The following is a 19,555-nucleotide window of genomic DNA, read 5'->3' as shown; positions in this document are numbered from 1 at the left end:
GCCTTGCAGGGAGTGGAAGAAAAGGCAAAACGACGCGGGCGCCGCTGCCACCGATCCCAGGAGTGACCTGTCATGGCCGACGAAGAAGATGATCTCGTTCTGTCGGAGCTGCCGGATGAGGAACTCGTCCCTCAGATGATGGACGACCTCTACGACGGCATGAAGGAGGAAATCGAGGAGGGGGTGAACATCCTTCTCGAACGCGGCTGGACGCCCTACCGCATCCTGACCGAGGCGCTCGTCTCCGGCATGACCATCGTCGGCAAGGATTTCCGGGATGGGATCCTGTTCGTCCCCGAGGTGCTGCTCGCGGCCAATGCGATGAAGGGCGGGATGAGCATCCTCAAGCCCCTCCTCGTGGAGACCGGGGCGCCGCGGATGGGAAAGATGGTGATCGGCACGGTGAAGGGGGACATCCACGACATCGGAAAGAACCTCGTCTCGATGATGATGGAGGGCGCGGGCTTCGAGGTCGTGGATCTCGGGATCAATAACGCGGTCGAGGCCTATCTGGAGGCGCTGGAGGCGGAGAAGCCGGACATCCTCGGCATGTCCGCCCTGCTGACCACGACGATGCCCTACATGAAGGTCGTGATCGACACGTTGAACGAGCAGGGCATCCGGGACGATTACATCGTGCTCGTGGGCGGTGCCCCGCTGAACGAGGAGTTCGGCAAGGCCATCGGTGCGGACGCCTACTGCCGGGATGCGGCCGTCGCCGTGGAGACGGCCAAGTCGCTGGTCGCCCGCAAGCACAACCAGCCGAATGCCTAGAAATTGACGCGAAGGGCGGAGGACGATCCGCCCTCCGCCCCTTTCCTTGTGCGGCGAGGGCCCCACATGGGTGGTGACGTTACTCCAGACAGATTCGGAACCAGCACACCCATGCCGACGCATGTCTTCTTCACGCTGCTCGGCAGCGTTTTCATCGCCGCCGGCGCCACGGTTTGGCTGATCTCCGAGATGCCGGGGCTCGCCAGCATCCTCCTGCCGCTGACCCTCGCTCTCACCGCCGGGGTCTGGACCGTACGGCGCAAGCGGTAGGCCATCGCCCGTGGCCCTTCCCGACGACGATACGCTCACGAAAAGCGGAATGCCCCCCGAGGGCAACGGGCGGGTGCTCGTCGTCGCCTGCGGGGCACTGGCGCGGGAGATCCTCGCCGTGACCCGGCAGCGAGGGCTTAACCACCTCGACGTCACCTGCCTGCCAGCGATCTTGCACAACCGGCCGGAGAAGATCCCGGACGCCGTGGAGGCCGCGGTGACGGAGCGCGGCGGCGATTATGCGTCCGTTTTCGTGGCCTATGCCGATTGCGGCACGGGCGGTGCGCTTGCAGCGACATGCACGCGGCTCGGGGTCTCGATGATCGAGGGGCCGCATTGTTACAGCTTCTTCGAGGGAAACGCGGCCTTCGCGGCGCATGGCGAAGGCACCGCGTTCTACCTGACCGATTTCCTCGCCCGGCAATTTGACGCCTTCGTCTGGCGCCCGCTCGGGCTCGACCGGCATCCCGAGCTGCTCCCGATGTACTTCGGCAATTACGAAACGCTCGTCCACCAGGTGCAGGCGGAGGATCCCGACACGGAGGCCCGCGCGCGACGCGCCGCCGCGCGGCTCGGCCTCCGATACGAGAAGCTCTTCACCGGGTACGGCGATCTGGAGACGGCGCTCGCCGCCTTGTGAGGCGAGCCTTCCGGGTTCAGGCCGCGGCGGTCCGGGCGGACAGCTGCCGGATGCGCTCGACCATCGCGCGAAGTCCGTTGGAGCGCTGCGCTGAGAGGTGATCGTTGAGGCCGAGGCGAGCCATCTCGGCCCCGGCATCCACCTTTCCCACGTCGCCAGCAGACAATCCTGAATAGAGCGCCTTGAGAATCGCGATCAGGCCGCGGACGATCATCGCATCGCTGTCGCCATGGAATCGGAAAACGGCGGAGGGCCCCTGCCCCTCGATCTGCGGCACGAGCCAAACCTGGGAAGCGCATCCATCCACCTTGGTCGCCGGGATGCGCTCTGCCTCTGGCAGCGGATCCATCGCCTTGCCGATCTCGATCACGTGGCGGTAGCGCTCTTCCCAATCATCCAGAAACTCGAAGGTCTCGACGATCTCCTCGAACTGAGGCTGTGCCATTGAAACTGCGCTCCCTGCTGCGACATGCCCGACCTAAGCGCCGGCGGGAGAGCCGTCCAGTGCATCGGCCGGGTTTTCAAGTCCGGGACGATGGGCTACGCAGAGCGGCAAACGGGACGGGGACGGATGATGAAGGCGACGATGCTGGCCGCGCTGGCCGCTGTGACGGTTATTTCTGGCTGCGGCACTGTGCGCGAGAGCCGCCTCAACCCGTTCAACTGGTTCGGAGGCGGACAGTCGCAGACGATGCTCGTCGAGGACGGCGACATCGCCGCGCCGGTCGACCGCAGAGGCCTCGTCGATCAGGTCGTGGAAATTTCGGTGGACCGTGCACCGGGCGGCGCCATCGTGTCCGCCGTCGGTCTTCCCCCGTCCCAAGGCTTCTGGGCCGCCGACCTCGTTCCTGCGAACGCGGAAATAGACGGCGATGCCATTCCGACGGGCGGTGTCATCGTGCTCGATTTCAGGGTATTTCCGCCCGCCGAGCCGAAGCCGGCGGGCACGCCGCCCTCCCGCGAATTGACTGCCGGTCTGTTCCTGACCGACCAGACCCTCGCGGGTACGCGTCAGATCGTCGTGCGCGGCGCGCGCAACCAGATCACCTCGTCTCGCTGACGCGGAGGCGCCTGCGCCGCGCCATGTCGGGCGCGGTCAGTGTCGGCGCCGCGCCCTTTGGAACAGTTTCCAGACGGCGAACAACTTGATGAGCTTGCGCATGGCGGTATCCTTCCAGTGGGTGCTGGAAGGCTGAACGCGAGCCGGCCGGGAAAAGTTCGCCTCAGTCTCTCAGAGTTCGACGATCCGAACCGAGGATCCCTTGGCGGACAGGGCGATCTCGCCCGCGCAAAGGCGCATCGCATCCGTCCCGAAGACCTCGCCGCGCCACCCTTTCAGGGCCGGGCCGCTGCGCTCGCCGGCGGCTATGGCGTCGAGCTCTGAGGACGTGGCGATGAGTTTCTGGGCGACGCCCTCCTGCTCCGCCTTCGCCTTGAGAAGAACCCTCAGGAGGTCCGCCAGCGCCGGGTTTACCTCCTTGCGGTCCTTGTCCTGCGGCGCTTTTGGCCAGGCGTCCTGCGGCATCTCGAGACCGGCGGCGACGGCCGCGAGGATGCCCTCCGCGATCGGACCCTTGCGCGCCTCGCGCAGGACCATTCGGCTGCGGGACAGATCCTCCAAGGATCGCGGCTTGGTCGAGGCCAGTTCCAGAAGCGCATCGTCCTTCATGACGCGGTTGCGCGGGATGTCCCGCTCCTGCGCGTAGGTTTCGCGGAACTCGGCCAGCGTCTTGACGAGAGCGAGGAACTTGCCGGAGCTCGTCCGGGTCTTTACCCTGCGCCAGGCCTCCGAGGGTTCGACCATGTAGGTCGCCGGCGTCGTGAGGACCTCCAGCTCTTCGCCGAGCCATGCCGTGCGGCCGGACTTCTGCAGCTCGGCGGCGAGGTGCTCGTAGATCACCCGAAGGTGCGTCACGTCGGCGATGGCATAGGTCTTCTGCGCGTCGCTCAGCGGGCGGCGGGACCAGTCGGTGAAGCGAGACGTCTTGTCGACGGTCCCGCGCGCGATGCGCTTCACCAGCGTCTCGTAGCCCACTTGCTCCCCGAAACCGCAGACCATGGCGGCAACTTGGGTATCGAAAAGCGGCTCGGGGATGACACCGCCATCGTGCCAGAAAATCTCCAAATCCTGCCGCGCGGCATGGAAGACCTTCACCACGTTGCGGTCGCGGAAGAGCGTGTAGAGCGGCTCGAGTGACAGCGCCTCTCCGCCCGCGATGGGATCGACCAGGACAGCCTCCCCCTCGCCCGGAAGCGCGATCTGAACGAGGCACAGCTTGGAATAGTACGTCCGTTCGCGCAGGAACTCGGTATCCACCGTGACGTACTCGCCCTCCGCCGCCCGCGCGCAGAACTCGGCCAGTGTCTCGGTGTCGGTAATCGTGCGCATCGGGCCTCCGGTATTTCGCGGTCGCGGAAGGTTCAATGCCGCGCCGGGCTCAGTTCTTGGGCGTAAAAAGGTGCGGAAACAAGCTTTGGTGTCACATAAAGGTGCAGATCGCCCGATTTTCGCGGCGCCACGCTAGATGTTTCTCTAAAATGTCCCCAAAGAGACGCAAAGGCCTGCTTCATTCGCGGGCAAGCACGCTTCGGAAGCGCGCATCGGTTCGTATTTTTGGAGTATGTCATGTCGGACGTTACACTCTACCTCACCGGTGACCAGATCGGCACCTACGACTGGGAGAGCTCCGGCGGAAATGGCAACGGCATGAAGGTCGAGCTGAACGGCGTGAAGACGCTCGGCGGCCCCACGGACGTGTTCCGCCTCGTGGTGAAGCAGACCAATGGCGGGTCTGAGTTCTCCAACGGTCAGTTCGTCGAGATCTACGCCTATCCCGATGAGGGAGAGAACCCGAAACCGATATTCTCCCAACTCAATCCGCAGCACGACCGCTATCAGGGCCGCGCTTCCTCCCACGATCACCAGATCTTCGACAGCGGCGGCCAGAAGGTCGTGTTCGACGTGAACGGCTTGAGCGAAGGCAAGATGACCTACGGGCCGGGCTATGAACCGCCGCGCCACGAGAAGATGCCCTTCGACTCCTGCTACTCGGATCCGCCCGACAGCTTCCCCTGCTTTGCCGCCGGAACCCTGATCGATACGCCGGACGGCCCCCGCCGGGTCGAGACGCTCGCCATCGGCGATCTGGTGACCACGCGGGACAACGGCGCGCAGCCGGTCCTCTGGGCCGGGTCCAGGCGCGTGACGGGCCGCGGCAAGCTCGCCCCGGTCCTGATCGAGGCAGGCGCGCTCGGAAATGACCGTGCGCTCGTCGTCTCCGCTCAGCACCGGATCCTTCTGAGCGATGCGCGTGCGCCGCTGCTGTTCGACGACGGCGAAGTCCTCGTCCCTGCCCTCGCCTTGGTGAACGGCACCACGATCCGGCGTATCTCCCTTCCGGAAGTCACCTACTGCCACATCGCGCTCGAGAATCACGAGATCCTGACCGCGGAGGGCATCGCTTGCGAGAGCCTGCTGCTTGGTGAGACGGGTGTCGGATCGCTGGCGCCGGCCGCACGGGCAGAACTGGCCGCGATCTTCCCGGAACTGACCAAGGCGCATCCCCGTGTCCCGGCGCCGGCGCGGCCGCTGCTGCGCCCGTGGGAAGCGGAATTCCTGCGCGAACAGTAAGGTCTCGAGGGGGCTGTACGGGCCGCCTCTACCGTTCATGCGATCCGGTTTTGCCGCCCTAGTGGCACGGCGCCGGATTCGTGAGGCGGGACGACTTCAGAGCAGGACGGGCGTACGGTCCCCGGCGGCAAAGCGGCGGAGCACGGCGGGATAGAGCTGGTGCTCGGCAGACAAGACACGCGCGGCCAGCGCATCGGGCGTATCGTCCGGAACGATCGGGACGCGAGCCTGTCCGAGAACCGGGCCGCCATCGAGCTCGGACGTGACCTCATGTACGGAGCAGCCCCCCTCCTCATCCCCCGCCTCGATGGCGCGGGCATGGGTGTGCAGGCCCCGGTACTTCGGCAGAAGCGACGGGTGGATATTCAGCATCCGGCCTTCCCAACGCGCGACGAACCCCTCCGTCAGGATCCGCATGAACCCCGCGAGGCAGAGGATATCCGGCTGGTAGGCCTCGAGCCGCCGGGTCAGCTCCGCCTCGAAGGCCGGACGGTCGCCGCGATAGTCCCGATGGTCGACGGCGTCCACGGCGAGGCCCCGCTCGGCCGCCCGCGCCAGACCGCCGGCGCCGGGATCGTTCGAGATGACGCAGACAGGCCGGGCCGGATGATCGCCGCTCGCCATGTCGTCCAAGAGGGCGAGCATGTTGGAGCCGCCGCCCGAGATCAGGATTGCGACACGCTTCACGCCGCGCTCCATGCGCCCCGGTAGGAGACGCCCTGCCCGCTCGTCACGCGGCCGATGCGGACCGGCGACGCGCCTTCGGCCTCGAGCAGATCTGTCGAGGCGTCCGCCCGATCCGGAGCGACGCTGAGGACCATGCCGATGCCGCAATTGAACGTCCGCAGCATTTCCGATTGCGCGATGCCGCCCGCCTCCCTCAGCCAGCCGAAGACCGGCGGAAGGGGCCATGCGCCGAGATCCACCTCGGCACCGCAGCCTTCGGGCAGGATCCGCGGCAGGTTCTCGGTCAGACCGCCGCCGGTGATATGCGCCAGTCCGTGGACGCCGCCCGCCCGCAGGGCCGAGAGGCAAGGCGCAACGTAGAGCGTGGTGGGCGCAAGGAGGGCCTCGCCGAGCGTGCCGTCCGAGAAGGGCGCGGCGTCATCCCAGCCGAGATTCGCGCGCTCCGCCACGCGGCGCACCAGGGAGAAGCCGTTGGAGTGCACGCCGGACGACGGCAGCCCGATCAGGACATCCCCTTCGGCGACGCCGTCCGGCAAGGCCGTGCCCCGCTCCATCGCCCCCACGGCGAAGCCCGCGAGATCGAAATCGCCCTTGGCGTAGAGCCCCGGCATCTCCGCCGTTTCACCGCCGATGAGGGCGCAACCAGCCTCGCCGCACGCCCGCGCGATCCCGTCCACGAGCCGGCCCGCCTCCTCGACATCGAGCGCGCCGGTCGCGAAGTAATCGAGAAAGAAGAGAGGCTCGGCGCCCTGACAGATCAGGTCGTTGACGCACATCGCGACGAGGTCCTGCCCCAGATCGTCGATGCGGCCGGTATCGATGCCGATCCTGAGCTTCGTTCCGACCCCGTCCGTCGCCGCGACGAGAATGGGGTCCTCGTAGCCCGCGGCCTTGAGGTCGAAAAGCCCGCCGAAGCCGCCAAGGCCGGCCATCACGCCTGCGCGCTGCGTGGCCTTCGCGCCCGGCTTGATCCGCTCCACCAGAGCATTGCCGGCGGCGATATCCACCCCGGCCCCGGCATAGGTCAGCCCGGTTTCGTCAGACATGGCAGGTCTCCCTCGTGGCCTGCCCGGGCGAATAGCCGCTTTACAAGGGGGGATCAACGCGGCTTGACCGGCCCCTTCAACCTGATAATCGGGATGGTGCGGCGGGCCTGTAGCTCAACGGTTAGAGCAGAGCGCTCATAACGCTTTGGTTGCAGGTTCGAATCCTGCCGGGCCTACCGCTGCATTCCCTGCTGTTCCGGCGGGTAGATCTCCGCCAAACACGACATTTCGGCGGGTTTCTTACGGGTCATGACGTTCCATCATCTCGCGGGCCACGACATAGATGTCGGCCGACCAAGCAGTCCGACCGTACAGCAAAACCGGACCGAGCTGCGTGGTCACCTTGAACATGCCCGCGGTTGAAGACGGCGAGAGCCGACGTTTCGCTGCGCCTCCGAAAAGGTCCGTATCGCGGAAACGTACTGCCGCGTGCGCGATCACCGTCGATGACCGGTGCCTGCCCCGAAGCTCTTGATTGGTCTAGCAGGTTGGAATTGCCGACGCGCCCGACAGGACGCTACACGTTGCGGTTCCAGGCATCCATCGCGCTTTCCCGTTGGGCATGCCAGTGCCGCAGCATATCCGTCCTCCGTTTGGCCGGCCTTCGGTCGAGAATTTCGATGTGGGACATGCGCTCCAGGCGGAAATGGCGGAGGGCAGCCCTTTCCTCGCACCAGGCAATCAACAGGCAGCGGGTATCATCGTAGCCGAGCAGGATCGGCCAGACGTGGCGCTGGCTGATTTTCCCGTCGAGCGCCCGATAGCTGAATGTCACCACGCGCCATCGACGTATGGCCTGCCTTAGACAAGTGGTATCGAGCGTCGCGCCCGGGGCGGTCGCAATCGACCTCACACCCAAAGCGGGTTGCTCCAGCACAGTGCGGCTGGACTCGGGCAGTGACAGCCGGATCTTCGAGAGCGCGTCCAGTGCAAGACGCGCCAGCGCCTGATCGGGGTGACGGCTCACCCATTGTGCGCCCAGGGCAAGTGCTTCGGTCTCGTCCGCTGACAGGGCCAACGGGCGCATCTCGTAATCATCGTCCAGCGTGTAGCCGAGACCTGCCGTGCCCCGGATCGGGACCCGGCGACCGATGAGGTCGGCAATATCGCGGTAGACCGTCCGGCGCGACACTTCGAGCTCCTCCGCGATAGCGACGGCCGTAACGGCGCGGGGCGTGCGTCGCAAAATCTGGATGATCTGGAAAAGACGGTCGGTGCTGCGCATCCTGTTTCCTGTTGCCACAATGCTGTCAGCAGCCCCCCTCTACAAGCGCTCTTGGCCGGTCAAGTACCGGCGGGAAAGGAATATACAATGAAACTTGCTTCTGTCCGCCTCATCGCGCGGGATGTCCGGGGCCTCGTGGCCTTCTATGAAACCGTCACTGGCACGAAGGCTGAATGGCTGGCACCCGTCTTCGCAGAGATCGTGACGCCAGGCGCATCGCTGGCCATCGGCTCGGAAGAGACCGTCGCGCTTTTTCAGGCAGGCAGTGCCGAAGCGGCGGCAAACCGGACGTCGATCATCGAACTTCAGGTGGAGGATATCGACGCCGAATTCGTGCGCCTGAAGACGCTGGATCTGGTCCATGCCCCAAAGCTTCTGCCGTGGGGAAATCGGACGTTCCAGCTGCGTGACCCGGAGGGAAACCTCGTCAGCCTGTACATGCCGGAGACGGAGGCCGCGAAGGCGCGCTTTGCCTCAAGGTCCTAGGGCCATGGCGACCACCTAAAGCAGCGGGACCATCTGCGATTCAAGGACTGCTTCTGTCTTGTCTGACGGCTACGGCAGCGCCGGCTGGACGCCAAATTGGTGCCGATACTCTGAGGCTGAAAGTCCGGAGATACGCTGGAAGATCTTGCTGAAGGCAGAGGGGTCCTTGTATCCGACCTCCCACGCCACCTGATCCAAGGGACGGTTGGTCAGCTCCAGAATGCCTCGGGCTTTGGCAACTCGGGCCTGTTGAATGTACTGGGTGGGGGTGAGCGAGGTCGCCTTGGCAAAACGGCGCATGAAGGTCCGTTTTCCCAGATGTGCAAGATCAGCGAGGTCGTCCAGGTTCAGCGATGCCGTCAGATCGGCGTGGATATGGTGCTGGACCCGCAAGATCGCCTGGTCCCCGTGATCGAAATCCGGAAGAAACTCAGTGAAGGGAAGCTGGGTGGCCCGCGGCGGCTGGATGACAAGAAATCGGGCCGTCGACAGCATCGTGCTACGCCCGAAGAGACGCTCGACAAGGGTCAGGCCGAGATCGGTCCAGGCAAGGATACCGCCCGCTGATATGACGTCACCATCGTCCAGCACCAGATTCCGGTCGGCAACCTCGATCTCCAGGTAGCGTTCTGCAAGGTGTTTGGCGAAAGCCCAATGCGTCGTGACACGCCTGCCTTTGAGCAATCCGCTTTCAGCCAGAACGAAGGCTCCAGCACAGATCGAACAAACGCGACTGCCATCCTTGTGTCGCGCGCGAAGCCACGCGGCCTCTTGCGGCATGGACTGCATCTTTTCAGGCATGACGACGCTGGGCGGTGTGATCACGTACGCCAAGTGATGGCTCTCGTGCGGATGGGTGTCCCAGACGCATGTGAGCTCGCCGTCTTCCCCGGCACGCCAATGCGAGACCCGAACCTGTCGCCTGGTGTCACCGTCTGCCCATTCGCCCGCAATCCGGAACAGATCGGTCAGCCCGTAGATCGCTGACATCTGGCAGTCGGGGTAGATCAGCAGACCAATCTCGCAGACCCAATCTTTCTTCCCAGATGTCACTTTTGAACCCTTCTTTGTCATTTGTGACAATCGTGGAAAGCCCACCAAATTGCAACATTGGCCGCGTCGAACAAACAGCGCGGAGCCAATGACCATGACCCAATACGAACCCACCAGACGCACCGTTTTGCAGGTGGGTGCAGCAACTGCGTTGCTCTCCGCGATGCCCGCCGCGCTTGCGGCTCAAACCCTTACTCAGCAAGAAGGAGACATCATCATGTCCACCATCGAAACACGCGACGGCACCAGAATTTTCTACAAAGACTGGGGCCCGCGCGATGCGCAGCCCATCGTCTTTCACCACGGCTGGCCGCTCAGCGGCGATGACTGGGACAACCAGATGTTGTTCTTCCTCGCCAACGGCTACCGCGTGATCGCACACGACCGGCGTGGACATGGACGGTCGGACCAGACCGACCGTGGCCATGACATGGCGACCTATGCAAACGATGTCGTCGATCTTGCCGCGGCGCTTGATCTGCAGAACGCGATCCACATCGGCCATTCGACAGGCGGCGGTGAAGTCGCGGCTTACGTTGCGAAGGCCGAGCCGGGCCGTGTCGCCAAGGCCGCGCTGCTGGGGGCCATCCCCCCCCTGATGCTGCAGACCGACGCCAACCCGGACGGTGTGCCGCTTGAAGTATTTGACGGGTTCCGGGCTGCGCTGGCCGCGAACCGCGCGCAGTTTTACCTCGATGTTCCGTCAGGTCCTTTCTACGGCTTCAACCGCGACGGTGCCGACGTTAGCCAGGGTTTGATCAACAACTGGTGGCGTCAGGGCATGATGGGCAGCGCGTCCGCACACTACCAGTGTATCGCGGTGTTCTCCGAGACCGACCAGACCGAAGACCTCAGGGCGATGAACGTGCCGACCCTGGTGATGCACGGCGATGACGATCAGGTCGTCCCGATCGCAAACTCGGCCGAGAAGGCGGTCGAACTTCTGCCGAACGGGACGCTGAAGATCTACGAGGGCCTGTCCCACGGCTTCTTCGCCACGCACCCTGATCTGGTGAACCCGGACCTGCTCAGCTTTTTGCAGAGTTGAAGCCAGAGGCGCTGGGACCCGATACAGGGTCCCGGCCACCGCTCTGCTGTTGATCCAGACCGCAGTACGACGAGAGCGGACACCTACCGTCTTCGCAGCATCGGTCAATTTGGGTTCGAAGCGGACCTGCGCCGACGCAGCGGGACGGATGCCACGCTTATCAGAGGCGCATGGATGCCGGCCCTCTCCACACTTTAAGCGTCGGCCCAACTCCGAAGCGCACCTTCACCAGACCCGCCATTGAAACAGCAATGCAGCGTTACTCCGGGGGTAAGATGCGCAGCATTGGATGTTGCCGTCATGCCTTGAGTCTAATCGTTGAACGCAATCTTTACGGGTTTCTTACGCCGGAACGCCGAACCTCCCATGGCGATCTTATGGCGTGAGCGTCCATCTGCTCCTCAGCGAAAATCGCTCTGGAGTGCCCACATGATCTTTGATCTCGTTCTCGGTGGCGTCGTCGCAGCCGGGCTCCTCGTTTATCTCGTCGCCGTCCTCGTGCGGCCCGAGCGGTTCTGAGGAGCGCGTGCGATGACACGACCAACAACTTCCATGTTTTCAGGCGAACTGGCCGCGGAAGCCATGCGTCAGAGCTTCGTCAAGCTCGACCCCAAATATCTCATTCGCAATCCGGTCATGTTCACGACATCGATCGTGGCCGTGCTGGTGTCAGTGCTCTTCTTCCGAACGATTGCGACCGGGCAAGGCGATCCCGTATTCGAGGCGCAGTTGCTCCTCTGGCTCTGGCTCACGGTTCTCTTCGGCAACTTCGCCGAGGCGCTCGCCGAAGGGCGGGGCAAGGCCCAGGCCGCGTCACTTCGATCGACCAAGGCGGAGCTTGAAGGCAAGCGCCTGAAGGGTGAACGAAAGGAGATCGTTGCCGCGAGCAGCCTGCGCGCAGGCGACATCGTGCTCGTTGAGACCAGCGATCTGATCCCGGCGGATGGTGAGGTGATCGAGGGCGTCGCATCCGTGAATGAAGCGGCGATCACCGGCGAGTCGGCCCCGGTCATTCGAGAGGCTGGCGGCGACCGCTCGGCCGTCACGGCGGGCACGCGGGTCATCTCGGACTGGATCAAGGTGAAGGTTACGGCCGAGCCTGGCGAAGGTTTCATCGACCGGATGATCGCCCTCGTCGAGGGCGCGAGCCGCGCGAAGACGCCGAATGAGATTGCGCTGACCGTTCTGCTCACGGGCCTCACTCTCATCTTCCTGGTCGCGGTCGGCACGCTGCCCGCCTTCGCTGCCTATGCCGGCGGGTCGATCTCAGTTCCCGTTCTCGTCGCACTCTTCGTGGCGCTCATTCCCACGACCATATCGGCACTTCTGTCGGCAATCGGTATCGCGGGCATGGACCGACTGATCCGGTTCAACGTTCTCGCCAAGTCAGGCCGTGCGGTCGAAGCCGCGGGCGACATCGACACATTGCTGCTCGACAAAACGGGCACGATAACCCTCGGAGATCGTCAGGCCACCGAATTCATGACTCTTTCGGGCATCCGGGAGGCTGACCTTGTCGACGCTGCCCGGCTGGCTTCGCTCGCCGACGAAACGCCGGAGGGACGATCCATCGTCGAGCTTGCCGGAGCAAGAGAGACGATGCCCGAGCATGCGGAGCCGGTCTCCTTCACGGCCCAGACCCGCGTCAGCGGCATCGACATCGGCGATCGGTCGATCCGAAAGGGCGCCGTTGATGCTGTCCTGAAGCTGCATGACTTCGATGCCGATGCGGTGCGCGAGCTCAAATCGCTGACCGACAGGATCAGCCGAGCGGGCGGCACGCCGCTGGCCGTCGCTGACGGAAATCGGCTTCTCGGCGCGGTGTATCTCAAGGACATCGTCAAGGCAGGCATCAAGGAACGCTTTGCCGAGCTGCGCCGAATGGGCATCCGCACCGTGATGATCACCGGTGACAACCCCCTGACCGCGGCGGCGATCGCGGCGGAATCCGGCGTGGACGATTTCCTCGCCGAGGCCACACCCGAGGACAAACTCGAGCTGATCCGCAAGGAGCAGTCGGGGGGCAAGCTTGTGGCCATGTGCGGCGACGGGACCAACGACGCGCCCGCTCTGGCGCAATCGGACGTGGGCGTTGCGATGAACACGGGCACGCAGGCTGCTCGCGAGGCCGGCAACATGGTCGATCTCGACAACAATCCCACAAAGCTCATCGAAATCGTCGGTATCGGCAAGCAGCTCCTGATGACGCGAGGTGCGCTCACCACATTCTCGATCTCGAACGATGTCGCGAAGTATTTCGCGATCCTGCCGGCGATCTTTGTCGCGCTCTATCCAGGCCTCGGCGCGCTCAACGTCATGAACCTCGCCAGCCCCGAGAGCGCCATCCTGTCCGCGATCATCTTCAATGCGCTCATCATTCCGCTCCTGGTGCCGTTGGCACTCCGGGGCGTCAGCTACCGTCCCCAGAGCGCCGCGCGACTCCTCGTGCGCAATCTCGGCATCTACGGCGTCGGCGGGCTCATAGTGCCTTTTGTCGGCATCAAGCTCATCGACTTGGCCGTCTCTGGCCTCGGCCTCGCCTGAAGGAGCCAGACCACATGATTTTCGTCACCTATGCGCTCGGCGCGCTCACATTCGCAGGCCTCATCGGCCTCGTGACCCTTCTTTCGAAGGATTGATCCGATGGAACACATACTCGTCGTCACACTCATCATTGGAGGCACTGCCTTCCTGTCCTTGCCTCTCGGGACCTACATGGCCTGGGCCATGGATCCAGGCTCGACATCGCCGCGCGGGACCCGGTTTACCACTCTGTTCGAACGCGTTGGGGGCGCTGGGGCCACAGCGGGTCAAAGCTGGCAGCGCTATCTCGCGACGCTCCTGGTGTTCAATGTCGTCATGTTCAGCGTCTCGTTCGCGATCCTCACGCTCCAGCAGCACCTTCCGCTCAATCCCGACAGCAAGGGCGCACTCGATCCAACGCTGATCTTCAATACGGCGGCGTCCTTTACCACGAACACGAATTTGCAGCACTATTCGGGCGAGGTCACAATGAGTTACCTCAGCCAGCTCGCGGCCCTCATGTGGCTACAATTCGTGTCCGCTGCCACTGGCATCGCCGCGCTTGCCGCCCTCGCTCGGGGCATCGCCGGGCGCGAGACGATCGGTAATTTCTTGATCGACGTGCAGCGAGCAAGTTTCCTCGTGCTCCTGCCGCTGGCCCTGCTCGTGGCGCCGGCGATGGTGCTTCTCGGAGTTCCGATGACGCTCCAGGGCGCGGTCCAGGCCACCACGCTCGACGGCGCCGTGCAGACGATATCGCGCGGACCCGTCGCCGCGTTCATGACGATCAAGCAGCTCGGCACGAATGGCGGCGGCTTCTTCGGCCCGAACGCGACGCATCCGCTCGAGAACCCGAGCTTCTGGACCAATGCGCTCGCCATGATAGCGATCATCCTTGTTCCGATGGCCTGCGTATGGATGTTCGGCCGCATCATCGGGCGGATGCGCCACGCCACCGTGGTCTTTGCGGTCATGACGCTGTTCCTCCTCGTCAAGATCGGCGCTGCCGTGACCTTCGAGTCCGCGCCGACGGCGGCGCTCACAGACCTGCCAGTTGCGGAGTCCTCGAACCTCGAAGGCAAGGAACTGCGCTTCGGCGCGACCACGGGCCCTCTCTGGGCAGTCCTGACAACCTCGACGTCGAACGGCTCGGTGGGCGCGATGCATGACAGCCTCAATCCGCTGACCGGGCTCGTGCCGATGGCCGGCATGTGGCTCAACGCCACTTTCGGCGGTGTCGGCGTGGGCATGATCAACATGTTCCTCTACATCATCGTCGCGGTTTTCGTCGCCGGCATGATGGTCGGCCGGACGCCCGAGTATCTCGGGCATCGGATTGAAGCCAAGGAAATGCGTCTTGCCGTGCTCGCGCTCTTTGCCCACGCATTCCTGATCCTTGGCGGCACCGCCCTCTTCGCGGCGACCCCCTGGGGCCAGTCGGCCGTGCAGGATGCCGGTGCGCACGGCTTCTCGGAAATTCTCTATGAGTTCTCCTCGGCAGGGGCGAACAACGGCTCCGGGTTCGAGGGGCTCGGCGACGGGTCTTGGGCGTTCAACATCGCCACCGGGATCGTCATGCTGCTTGGCCGCTTTCTGCCGATCATCCTGCCGATCGCGATCGTGGGCAGCCTGATGGCCAAGCGCCGGGCTGTGGAGAGCTGCGGAACACTTGGCGTCGAGGACACGACCTTCGGCAGCATGCTCGCGATCACCGTCGTCATCTTCGGCGCGCTGACCTTCCTGCCGGCCGCGGCCCTCGGGCCGATCGCCGAGCATGTCTCACTGCCCTGAGCGAACCGAACTGGAGCAAGTTACATGTCCGACCTTCTGTCTTCCCTTCGTGTCGCGCTTGCGACCATGGCGATCTGCGTCGCCGGCTACACCGCGGTGATCCTGGGCTTTGCCCAGGCGCTCACTCCGATTAGTGCAAACGGGTCCCTCATTACGAACGACGAGGGCACCGTTGTAGGGAGCCGACTTGTCGCGCAGGCGTTCAGCTCGCCCGAATACTTCTGGTCCCGGCCCTCGGCGGTCGATTACGACGCGGGCGGCGCTGGGGGCTCCAACCTCTCGCCCGCCAATCCCGAGATCACCGCTCGAGCTGAAGAGCTGATCTCGGCCCATGGCGGCGCGAGCGCGGATGCCCCGATCCCGGCCGATCTCGTAACGGCCTCCGGCGCCGGGCTCGATCCGCATATCTCGCTCGAGGGCGCGCTCTTTCAGGCGCCCCGCGTGGCAGAGGCGCGCGGTGTCGATGTCTCGGAGATCGAGCGGAGGATCGAGGGGCGCGCCGTGAAACCGGGTGGGCCGTTCACGGCAGGCCGTATCGTGAACGTGCTGGACCTCAACCTCGCGCTCGACGCCGATCTGGCAGCGCCTGCCGCGAGCCAATAGGATCGCACCATGCCCGTAGATGCCCGCCCCTCGCCCGATGCCCTTCTGCGCGAAGCCGAGCGCGAGGGGCGCGGCAGTCTGAAAATCTTTCTCGGCGCCGCGCCCGGCGTCGGGAAAACCTACGAGATGCTTCTCGAGGGAACAGAGAAGCGCGAGGCGGGCGCCGACGTGGCGATCGGCATCGTCGAGACGCACGGCCGTGCCGAGACCGAGGCGATGGTTGCCGACCTGCCTGTCATCCCGCGCCGCACAGTCGATTACCGCGGCCAGCTGCTTGCCGAGATGGACCTCGACGCGCTTTTGGAGCGCAGGCCGGACATTGCGCTGGTGGACGAGCTGGCCCACACCAATGCGCCCGGAACCCGCCACCCGAAACGCTGGCAGGACATCGCGGAACTCCTCGACGCCGGCATCGACGTGATGACCACGGTCAACATCCAGCATGTCGAAAGCCTGAACGACATTGTCGGCTCCTTCACGCATGTGCGCGTCCGCGAGACAGTGCCGGACAAGGTCTTCGAGAATGCCAAGATCGAACTGATCGACCTGCCGCCCGAAGACCTCATCGCCCGTCTCGAGGCGGGCAAGATCTACGTGCCCGAACAGGCGCGCCAGGCGCTCGACCATTTCTTTTCGACCGGCAACCTGCTTGCCCTCAGAGAGCTGGCTCTGCGCCACGCTGCAAATTATGTCGACGCCCGGATGCAGGAGCATCAGAGCCTGACCGGCAAGGATGGCAGATATGCCGGCGGACAGCGCGTTCTGGTCGCCGTGTCCGAGGAACCCGGCAGCGAACGCATCCTTCGCGCGGCGAAGCGCCTTGCCGACGCCCTCAAGGCGCCGATGACAGCCCTTTACGTCGAGACCCCGAGTGCGGCCCGGTATTCCGATGAAAATCGCACGACCTTGGCGCGCACTCTGTCGCTTGCCGGCACCTTCGGTGCAACGCTCGTCTCGGTTCCTGCGACCTCGGTGCCAGAGGCGATCCTGTCGCAATGCCGCGAAACACGCGCAACTCAGCTGGTCATCGGCAAATCGCGGGATCGTTCACGTTGGGTCAGGCGTCGCGATCGGGTGCTGCGCGATCTTCTCGACAATACCAAGGGGGTCGCCGTCCATGTCATTCCGCTCGAAGAAGAGCGGTCTAAGGGCACTTGGGCGTCCCGTATCCTGCGTGGCTCGTGGCGCGGCGACTTTATCGCGCTTGTCCTCGTCGGGGCGCTTACCGCGCTCGCGTATGGCGCCCAGCCCTGGCTTGGCCGGGGACCTGTCGACCTGCTCTACCTTGTACCCGTCATTGCCAGCGCGAGCCTGTATGGGTTCCGCGCGGGGCTGGTCGCAGCGCTCGCAGCCGGGATCGCCTATAACTTCTTCTTCCTGCCACCGATCTACACCTTCATCATCTATTCGCCCGCAAACGTCATCACGGCAATCCTCCTGGTGCTCGTGGCGCTCCTGACCGGGCAGCTTGCAGCCCGCGCGCGCGCCGCAGCGGCGTTGGCGATGCGCAGCGCGCGCGAGAACGCGGCGCTCGCGCGCTTCGCGACACGTCTCGGCGCGGTGAACGAGCCAACCGAGACGGCACAGATCGTCTGCGACGAGGTGCGCGCGCTGCTCGCCGTGCAAACCATCGTGCTGCATGCATCGAAGGAGGGTGCGCGCATCACGGCCTCGGGGCAGGCCGAGCCAAATCTCACATCCGTCGATCATGCCGCCGCGAGCTGGGCGCTGGAACATGGCGAGCCGGCGGGAAACGGAACCGACACTCTGACCGCAAGCGCATGGCAATTCCGCCCACTGAAGACCTCGCTCGGTGTCTTGGCGGTCCTCGGCCTGCGCGGACCGCCGGGCCGCGCGCCCATCCCCGCAGAACGCGCCGCGCTGGCCGAGAGTCTGATCGACCAGGCCGCGCTTGCCCACGAGCGACTCAAGCTGGAACTCGACATGCGCGAGGTCGAAGTCGTGCGTCAGCGAGATACGCTGCGGGCCACGCTCCTCGCCTCGCTTAGTCACGATCTGCGCACCCCTTTGACTGCCGTGACAGCGGCCGCCGAAGCGATGCGACCGTCCGGCGAGGACGCCGATCTTGTCGAGACGGTCCGCACCGAAGCCCGGCGGTTAGGCCGCTTCCTGTCGGATCTCCTTGAGCTCACCCGCATCGAGGAAGGCGCGGTCACGCCGGATTTCACCGCGACGGACCTGACCGACGTCGTCAGTTCGGCTCTGGCGGATCTGCCCAAGTCCTACGCGCACCGCGAGATCGAAACGACCATTGATCCAGACGTGCCGTTCGTGCGCGCCGACGGGGTCCTTCTGCACCATGCACTTCTGAACCTGATCGACAACGCCTTGAAGTATTCGCCCGACAACACTCCCGTCCATGTCATTGCGCGAATGGGGCGGCGCGGCCCGGTCATCGACGTTCTCGATCGCGGCCCCGGCATCCCGAACGGAGCTGAACTCCGCATCTTCGACCGTTTCGCGCGCGGCGAGACGTCCGATCGCACCGGCGGTTCGGGGCTCGGGCTGGCAATCGTGAAGGGCTTCGCCGATGCGATGGGCTTTGGGGTCGAGGCGAGCCGTCGACAACGGGGCGGATCACGATTCTCGATTCGCATTCCGAAAAATGCAGTCATCAATATTGACTTGGAGGACATTGCGTGACCGATCACATCCTGATCGTCGATGACGAGTTGGCAATCCGTCGACTACTCCGGGTCTCTGCAGAGCGTGGAGGCTATTCGGTGGTCGAGGCGGCCAACGCCGCGGGGGCGATTTCGGCGATTGAGCGCGCGAGCCCACGGCTCGTTCTTCTCGATCTGGGGCTACCAGACCGGGACGGGCTGGAACTGATACCGTCCCTCGTTTCCCGCGACGTGCCCGTTATCGTGCTGACCGCGCGCGAGGCGGCGGCTGAAAAGGTTGCTGCGCTGGATCTGGGTGCCGACGACTACGTCACGAAGCCGTTCGACAGCGATGAGCTGCTGGCGCGGATAAGAAGTTGCCTTCGCCGTTCCGACAAAGGACACGGACGAAGGCGGCGGCTCACGGTTGGCCCGGTCGAAATCGACCTTGATGGCCACGCGGTTCTGAAGTCCGGCACGCCCGTAAAACTGACGCCGAAAGAGTTCGCGCTTCTGGCCGAACTCGCAGGTCACTCCGGTAAGGTCCTGACCCACACGTATCTACTGCGCGAGATCTGGGGACCCGCTCACACCGGGAGCATCGAATATCTGCGAGTAACGGTCCGCGCACTGCGAAAGAAAATCGAGGATGATCCCGCCAGACCACGATGGCTGTTGAATGAGCCAGGGGTCGGGTATCGGTTCGAGGAGGCTGTGATCTGAACTAGAGAGCATGGCAGCTCCCGACGGGATTTGTCCTACAACTGCTCGACATACGCTTGTTTCCACGGATACATTTTGCTCCGAGCGGTCATGCGCCACCGCAGTTTGCCAATGGACTCGAAGGCGCCAATGACGTCCGCTTTCGCAGATTTGGCTAAACTATCTCGCCGTCGTGACGAAGGTCCGGAACCCGCCCCGTTTGTTGGAGCCGTTGCAACGCGACCGCCAACCCGATCATGTCCGCTTCGGGCTGACACGGGCTATCCGCCGCGCCTGGCACGAAGGTCGGCTCAGGGCCGAGCGCGCGGGTAGAAGGCCATCCTGTAGCCTGCCCGTCGTTCGGGCCATGAGATCGACGCAGCGGGCCTATTGATGCCGCGCGCCGGCTACACTCGTCGAGCAAAAACCGTAGATAGTCGGGCAGCCGAGGC

General features: G+C 64.4%; 19 protein-coding genes and 1 tRNA gene. 14 read left to right on the top strand and 6 right to left on the bottom strand.

Annotation, left to right across the window (positions count from 1 at the left end):
• Positions 1-72: 72 nt before the first annotated feature.
• The 3 genes from DQG15_RS00515 to DQG15_RS00510 all read left to right on the top strand — a co-directional run bounded on the left by DQG15_RS00515 (position 73) and on the right by DQG15_RS00510 (position 1,684).
• Positions 73-774, top strand: a complete 702-nt coding sequence (locus tag DQG15_RS00515; RefSeq protein ID WP_116081891.1) for a B12-binding domain-containing protein — start codon at positions 73-75, stop codon at positions 772-774.
• 111 nt (positions 775-885) lie between these two features.
• On the top strand, positions 886-1,044 hold the full coding sequence (locus DQG15_RS18000; protein WP_157968841.1) for a hypothetical protein: 159 nt from the start codon (positions 886-888) through the stop codon (positions 1,042-1,044).
• Between the two features lie 49 nt (positions 1,045-1,093).
• Positions 1,094-1,684, top strand: coding sequence for a DUF1638 domain-containing protein (locus DQG15_RS00510; protein WP_116083629.1), 591 nt, complete (start codon positions 1,094-1,096; stop codon positions 1,682-1,684).
• A 16-nt stretch (positions 1,685-1,700) separates the two neighbouring features.
• Here the strand turns inward: DQG15_RS00510 and DQG15_RS00505 are convergent, their stop codons facing one another.
• Positions 1,701-2,129, bottom strand: coding sequence for a SufE family protein (locus tag DQG15_RS00505; RefSeq protein ID WP_116081889.1), 429 nt, complete (start codon positions 2,127-2,129; stop codon positions 1,701-1,703).
• Positions 2,130-2,153: 24 nt separating this feature from the next.
• Between DQG15_RS00505 and DQG15_RS00500 the strand changes: the two genes are divergently transcribed.
• Positions 2,154-2,744, top strand: coding sequence for a hypothetical protein (locus tag DQG15_RS00500; RefSeq protein WP_232830644.1), 591 nt, complete (start codon positions 2,154-2,156; stop codon positions 2,742-2,744).
• A gap of 171 nt (positions 2,745-2,915) precedes the next feature.
• Here DQG15_RS00500 and rnd read toward each other — a convergent pair whose 3' ends face one another.
• Complete coding sequence (rnd, locus tag DQG15_RS00495) at positions 2,916-4,073, bottom strand: ribonuclease D (protein ID WP_116081886.1); 1,158 nt, start codon at positions 4,071-4,073, stop codon at positions 2,916-2,918.
• A gap of 237 nt (positions 4,074-4,310) precedes the next feature.
• Here rnd and DQG15_RS00490 point away from each other — a divergent pair, with 237 nt between their 5' ends.
• Positions 4,311-5,315 (top strand): Hint domain-containing protein, encoded by a 1,005-nt coding sequence (locus tag DQG15_RS00490; protein WP_116081884.1) that lies wholly within the window; start codon positions 4,311-4,313, stop codon positions 5,313-5,315.
• A gap of 96 nt (positions 5,316-5,411) precedes the next feature.
• Here DQG15_RS00490 and purN read toward each other — a convergent pair whose 3' ends face one another.
• Entirely contained in the window at positions 5,412-6,002 is a 591-nt protein-coding gene (gene purN, locus DQG15_RS00485) for a phosphoribosylglycinamide formyltransferase (protein ID WP_116083627.1), read from the bottom strand.
• Positions 5,999-7,048 (bottom strand): phosphoribosylformylglycinamidine cyclo-ligase, encoded by a 1,050-nt coding sequence (gene purM / locus DQG15_RS00480; protein ID WP_116081883.1) that lies wholly within the window; start codon positions 7,046-7,048, stop codon positions 5,999-6,001. The genes purN and purM overlap by 4 nt, the downstream gene beginning before the upstream one ends.
• Positions 7,049-7,151: 103 nt before the next feature.
• Between purM and DQG15_RS00475 the strand changes: the two genes are divergently transcribed.
• Positions 7,152-7,224 (top strand) — tRNA-Ile (locus DQG15_RS00475).
• Between the two features lie 341 nt (positions 7,225-7,565).
• On the opposite strand, the gene DQG15_RS00470 is transcribed toward DQG15_RS00475, so the two are convergent.
• Positions 7,566-8,273, bottom strand: a complete 708-nt coding sequence (locus tag DQG15_RS00470; RefSeq protein ID WP_116081881.1) for a YafY family protein — start codon at positions 8,271-8,273, stop codon at positions 7,566-7,568.
• An 87-nt stretch (positions 8,274-8,360) separates the two neighbouring features.
• On the opposite strand from DQG15_RS00470, the gene DQG15_RS00465 reads away from it, so the two are divergent.
• A complete protein-coding gene (locus tag DQG15_RS00465; RefSeq protein ID WP_116081879.1) occupies positions 8,361-8,759 on the top strand; it encodes a glyoxalase/bleomycin resistance/extradiol dioxygenase family protein in 399 nt (132 codons plus the stop codon).
• A 69-nt stretch (positions 8,760-8,828) separates the two neighbouring features.
• Here the strand turns inward: DQG15_RS00465 and DQG15_RS00460 are convergent, their stop codons facing one another.
• The gene (locus tag DQG15_RS00460; RefSeq protein WP_116081878.1) at positions 8,829-9,833 is read right to left on the bottom strand and encodes a GlxA family transcriptional regulator; all 1,005 of its coding nucleotides are present in this window, start codon (positions 9,831-9,833) and stop codon (positions 8,829-8,831) included.
• Between the two features lie 196 nt (positions 9,834-10,029).
• Here DQG15_RS00460 and DQG15_RS00455 point away from each other — a divergent pair, with 196 nt between their 5' ends.
• The 7 genes from DQG15_RS00455 to DQG15_RS00420 all read left to right on the top strand — a co-directional run bounded on the left by DQG15_RS00455 (position 10,030) and on the right by DQG15_RS00420 (position 19,124).
• On the top strand, positions 10,030-10,860 hold the full coding sequence (locus tag DQG15_RS00455; protein WP_198665081.1) for an alpha/beta fold hydrolase: 831 nt from the start codon (positions 10,030-10,032) through the stop codon (positions 10,858-10,860).
• A gap of 429 nt (positions 10,861-11,289) precedes the next feature.
• Complete coding sequence (gene kdpF, locus DQG15_RS00450; protein ID WP_116081874.1) at positions 11,290-11,379, top strand: K(+)-transporting ATPase subunit F; 90 nt, start codon at positions 11,290-11,292, stop codon at positions 11,377-11,379.
• A gap of 12 nt (positions 11,380-11,391) precedes the next feature.
• Positions 11,392-13,404 (top strand): potassium-transporting ATPase subunit KdpB, encoded by a 2,013-nt coding sequence (gene kdpB, locus DQG15_RS00445; protein ID WP_116081872.1) that lies wholly within the window; start codon positions 11,392-11,394, stop codon positions 13,402-13,404.
• A gap of 99 nt (positions 13,405-13,503) precedes the next feature.
• Complete coding sequence (gene kdpA, locus DQG15_RS00435) at positions 13,504-15,174, top strand: potassium-transporting ATPase subunit KdpA (protein WP_116081869.1); 1,671 nt, start codon at positions 13,504-13,506, stop codon at positions 15,172-15,174.
• A 24-nt stretch (positions 15,175-15,198) separates the two neighbouring features.
• Positions 15,199-15,777, top strand: a complete 579-nt coding sequence (gene kdpC, locus DQG15_RS00430) for a K(+)-transporting ATPase subunit C (RefSeq protein ID WP_116081867.1) — start codon at positions 15,199-15,201, stop codon at positions 15,775-15,777.
• Between the two features lie 9 nt (positions 15,778-15,786).
• Positions 15,787-18,441, top strand: a complete 2,655-nt coding sequence (locus DQG15_RS00425) for a sensor histidine kinase KdpD (RefSeq protein WP_116081865.1) — start codon at positions 15,787-15,789, stop codon at positions 18,439-18,441.
• A complete protein-coding gene (locus DQG15_RS00420) occupies positions 18,438-19,124 on the top strand; it encodes a response regulator (RefSeq protein ID WP_116081864.1) in 687 nt (228 codons plus the stop codon). The genes DQG15_RS00425 and DQG15_RS00420 overlap by 4 nt, the downstream gene beginning before the upstream one ends.
• Positions 19,125-19,555: the final 431 nt, after the last annotated feature.

Source organism: Tropicimonas sp. IMCC34011 (genome assembly GCF_003390865.1).
Lineage (GTDB): Bacteria > Pseudomonadota > Alphaproteobacteria > Rhodobacterales > Rhodobacteraceae > Tropicimonas_B.
This window is presented reverse-complemented; position numbering and strand designations above follow the sequence as displayed.

Excerpts from the sequence above, each read along its gene's own strand:
- DQG15_RS00515 (WP_116081891.1), top strand. The coding sequence starts at position 73 with ATGGCCGACGAAGAAGATGATCTCGTTCTGTCGGAGCTGCCGGATGAG.
- DQG15_RS18000 (WP_157968841.1), top strand. The coding sequence starts at position 886 with ATGCCGACGCATGTCTTCTTCACGCTGCTCGGCAGCGTTTTCATCGCC.
- DQG15_RS00510 (WP_116083629.1), top strand. The coding sequence starts at position 1,094 with ATGCCCCCCGAGGGCAACGGGCGGGTGCTCGTCGTCGCCTGCGGGGCA.
- DQG15_RS00505 (WP_116081889.1), bottom strand. The coding sequence starts at position 2,129 with ATGGCACAGCCTCAGTTCGAGGAGATCGTCGAGACCTTCGAGTTTCTG.
- DQG15_RS00500 (WP_232830644.1), top strand. The coding sequence starts at position 2,154 with ATGCCCGACCTAAGCGCCGGCGGGAGAGCCGTCCAGTGCATCGGCCGG.
- rnd (WP_116081886.1), bottom strand. The coding sequence starts at position 4,073 with ATGCGCACGATTACCGACACCGAGACACTGGCCGAGTTCTGCGCGCGG.
- DQG15_RS00490 (WP_116081884.1), top strand. The coding sequence starts at position 4,311 with ATGTCGGACGTTACACTCTACCTCACCGGTGACCAGATCGGCACCTAC.
- purM (WP_116081883.1), bottom strand. The coding sequence starts at position 7,048 with ATGTCTGACGAAACCGGGCTGACCTATGCCGGGGCCGGGGTGGATATC.
- DQG15_RS00470 (WP_116081881.1), bottom strand. The coding sequence starts at position 8,273 with ATGCGCAGCACCGACCGTCTTTTCCAGATCATCCAGATTTTGCGACGC.
- DQG15_RS00465 (WP_116081879.1), top strand. The coding sequence starts at position 8,361 with ATGAAACTTGCTTCTGTCCGCCTCATCGCGCGGGATGTCCGGGGCCTC.
- DQG15_RS00460 (WP_116081878.1), bottom strand. The coding sequence starts at position 9,833 with ATGACAAAGAAGGGTTCAAAAGTGACATCTGGGAAGAAAGATTGGGTC.
- DQG15_RS00455 (WP_198665081.1), top strand. The coding sequence starts at position 10,030 with ATGTCCACCATCGAAACACGCGACGGCACCAGAATTTTCTACAAAGAC.
- kdpF (WP_116081874.1), top strand. The coding sequence starts at position 11,290 with ATGATCTTTGATCTCGTTCTCGGTGGCGTCGTCGCAGCCGGGCTCCTC.
- kdpB (WP_116081872.1), top strand. The coding sequence starts at position 11,392 with ATGACACGACCAACAACTTCCATGTTTTCAGGCGAACTGGCCGCGGAA.
- kdpA (WP_116081869.1), top strand. The coding sequence starts at position 13,504 with ATGGAACACATACTCGTCGTCACACTCATCATTGGAGGCACTGCCTTC.
- kdpC (WP_116081867.1), top strand. The coding sequence starts at position 15,199 with ATGTCCGACCTTCTGTCTTCCCTTCGTGTCGCGCTTGCGACCATGGCG.
- DQG15_RS00425 (WP_116081865.1), top strand. The coding sequence starts at position 15,787 with ATGCCCGTAGATGCCCGCCCCTCGCCCGATGCCCTTCTGCGCGAAGCC.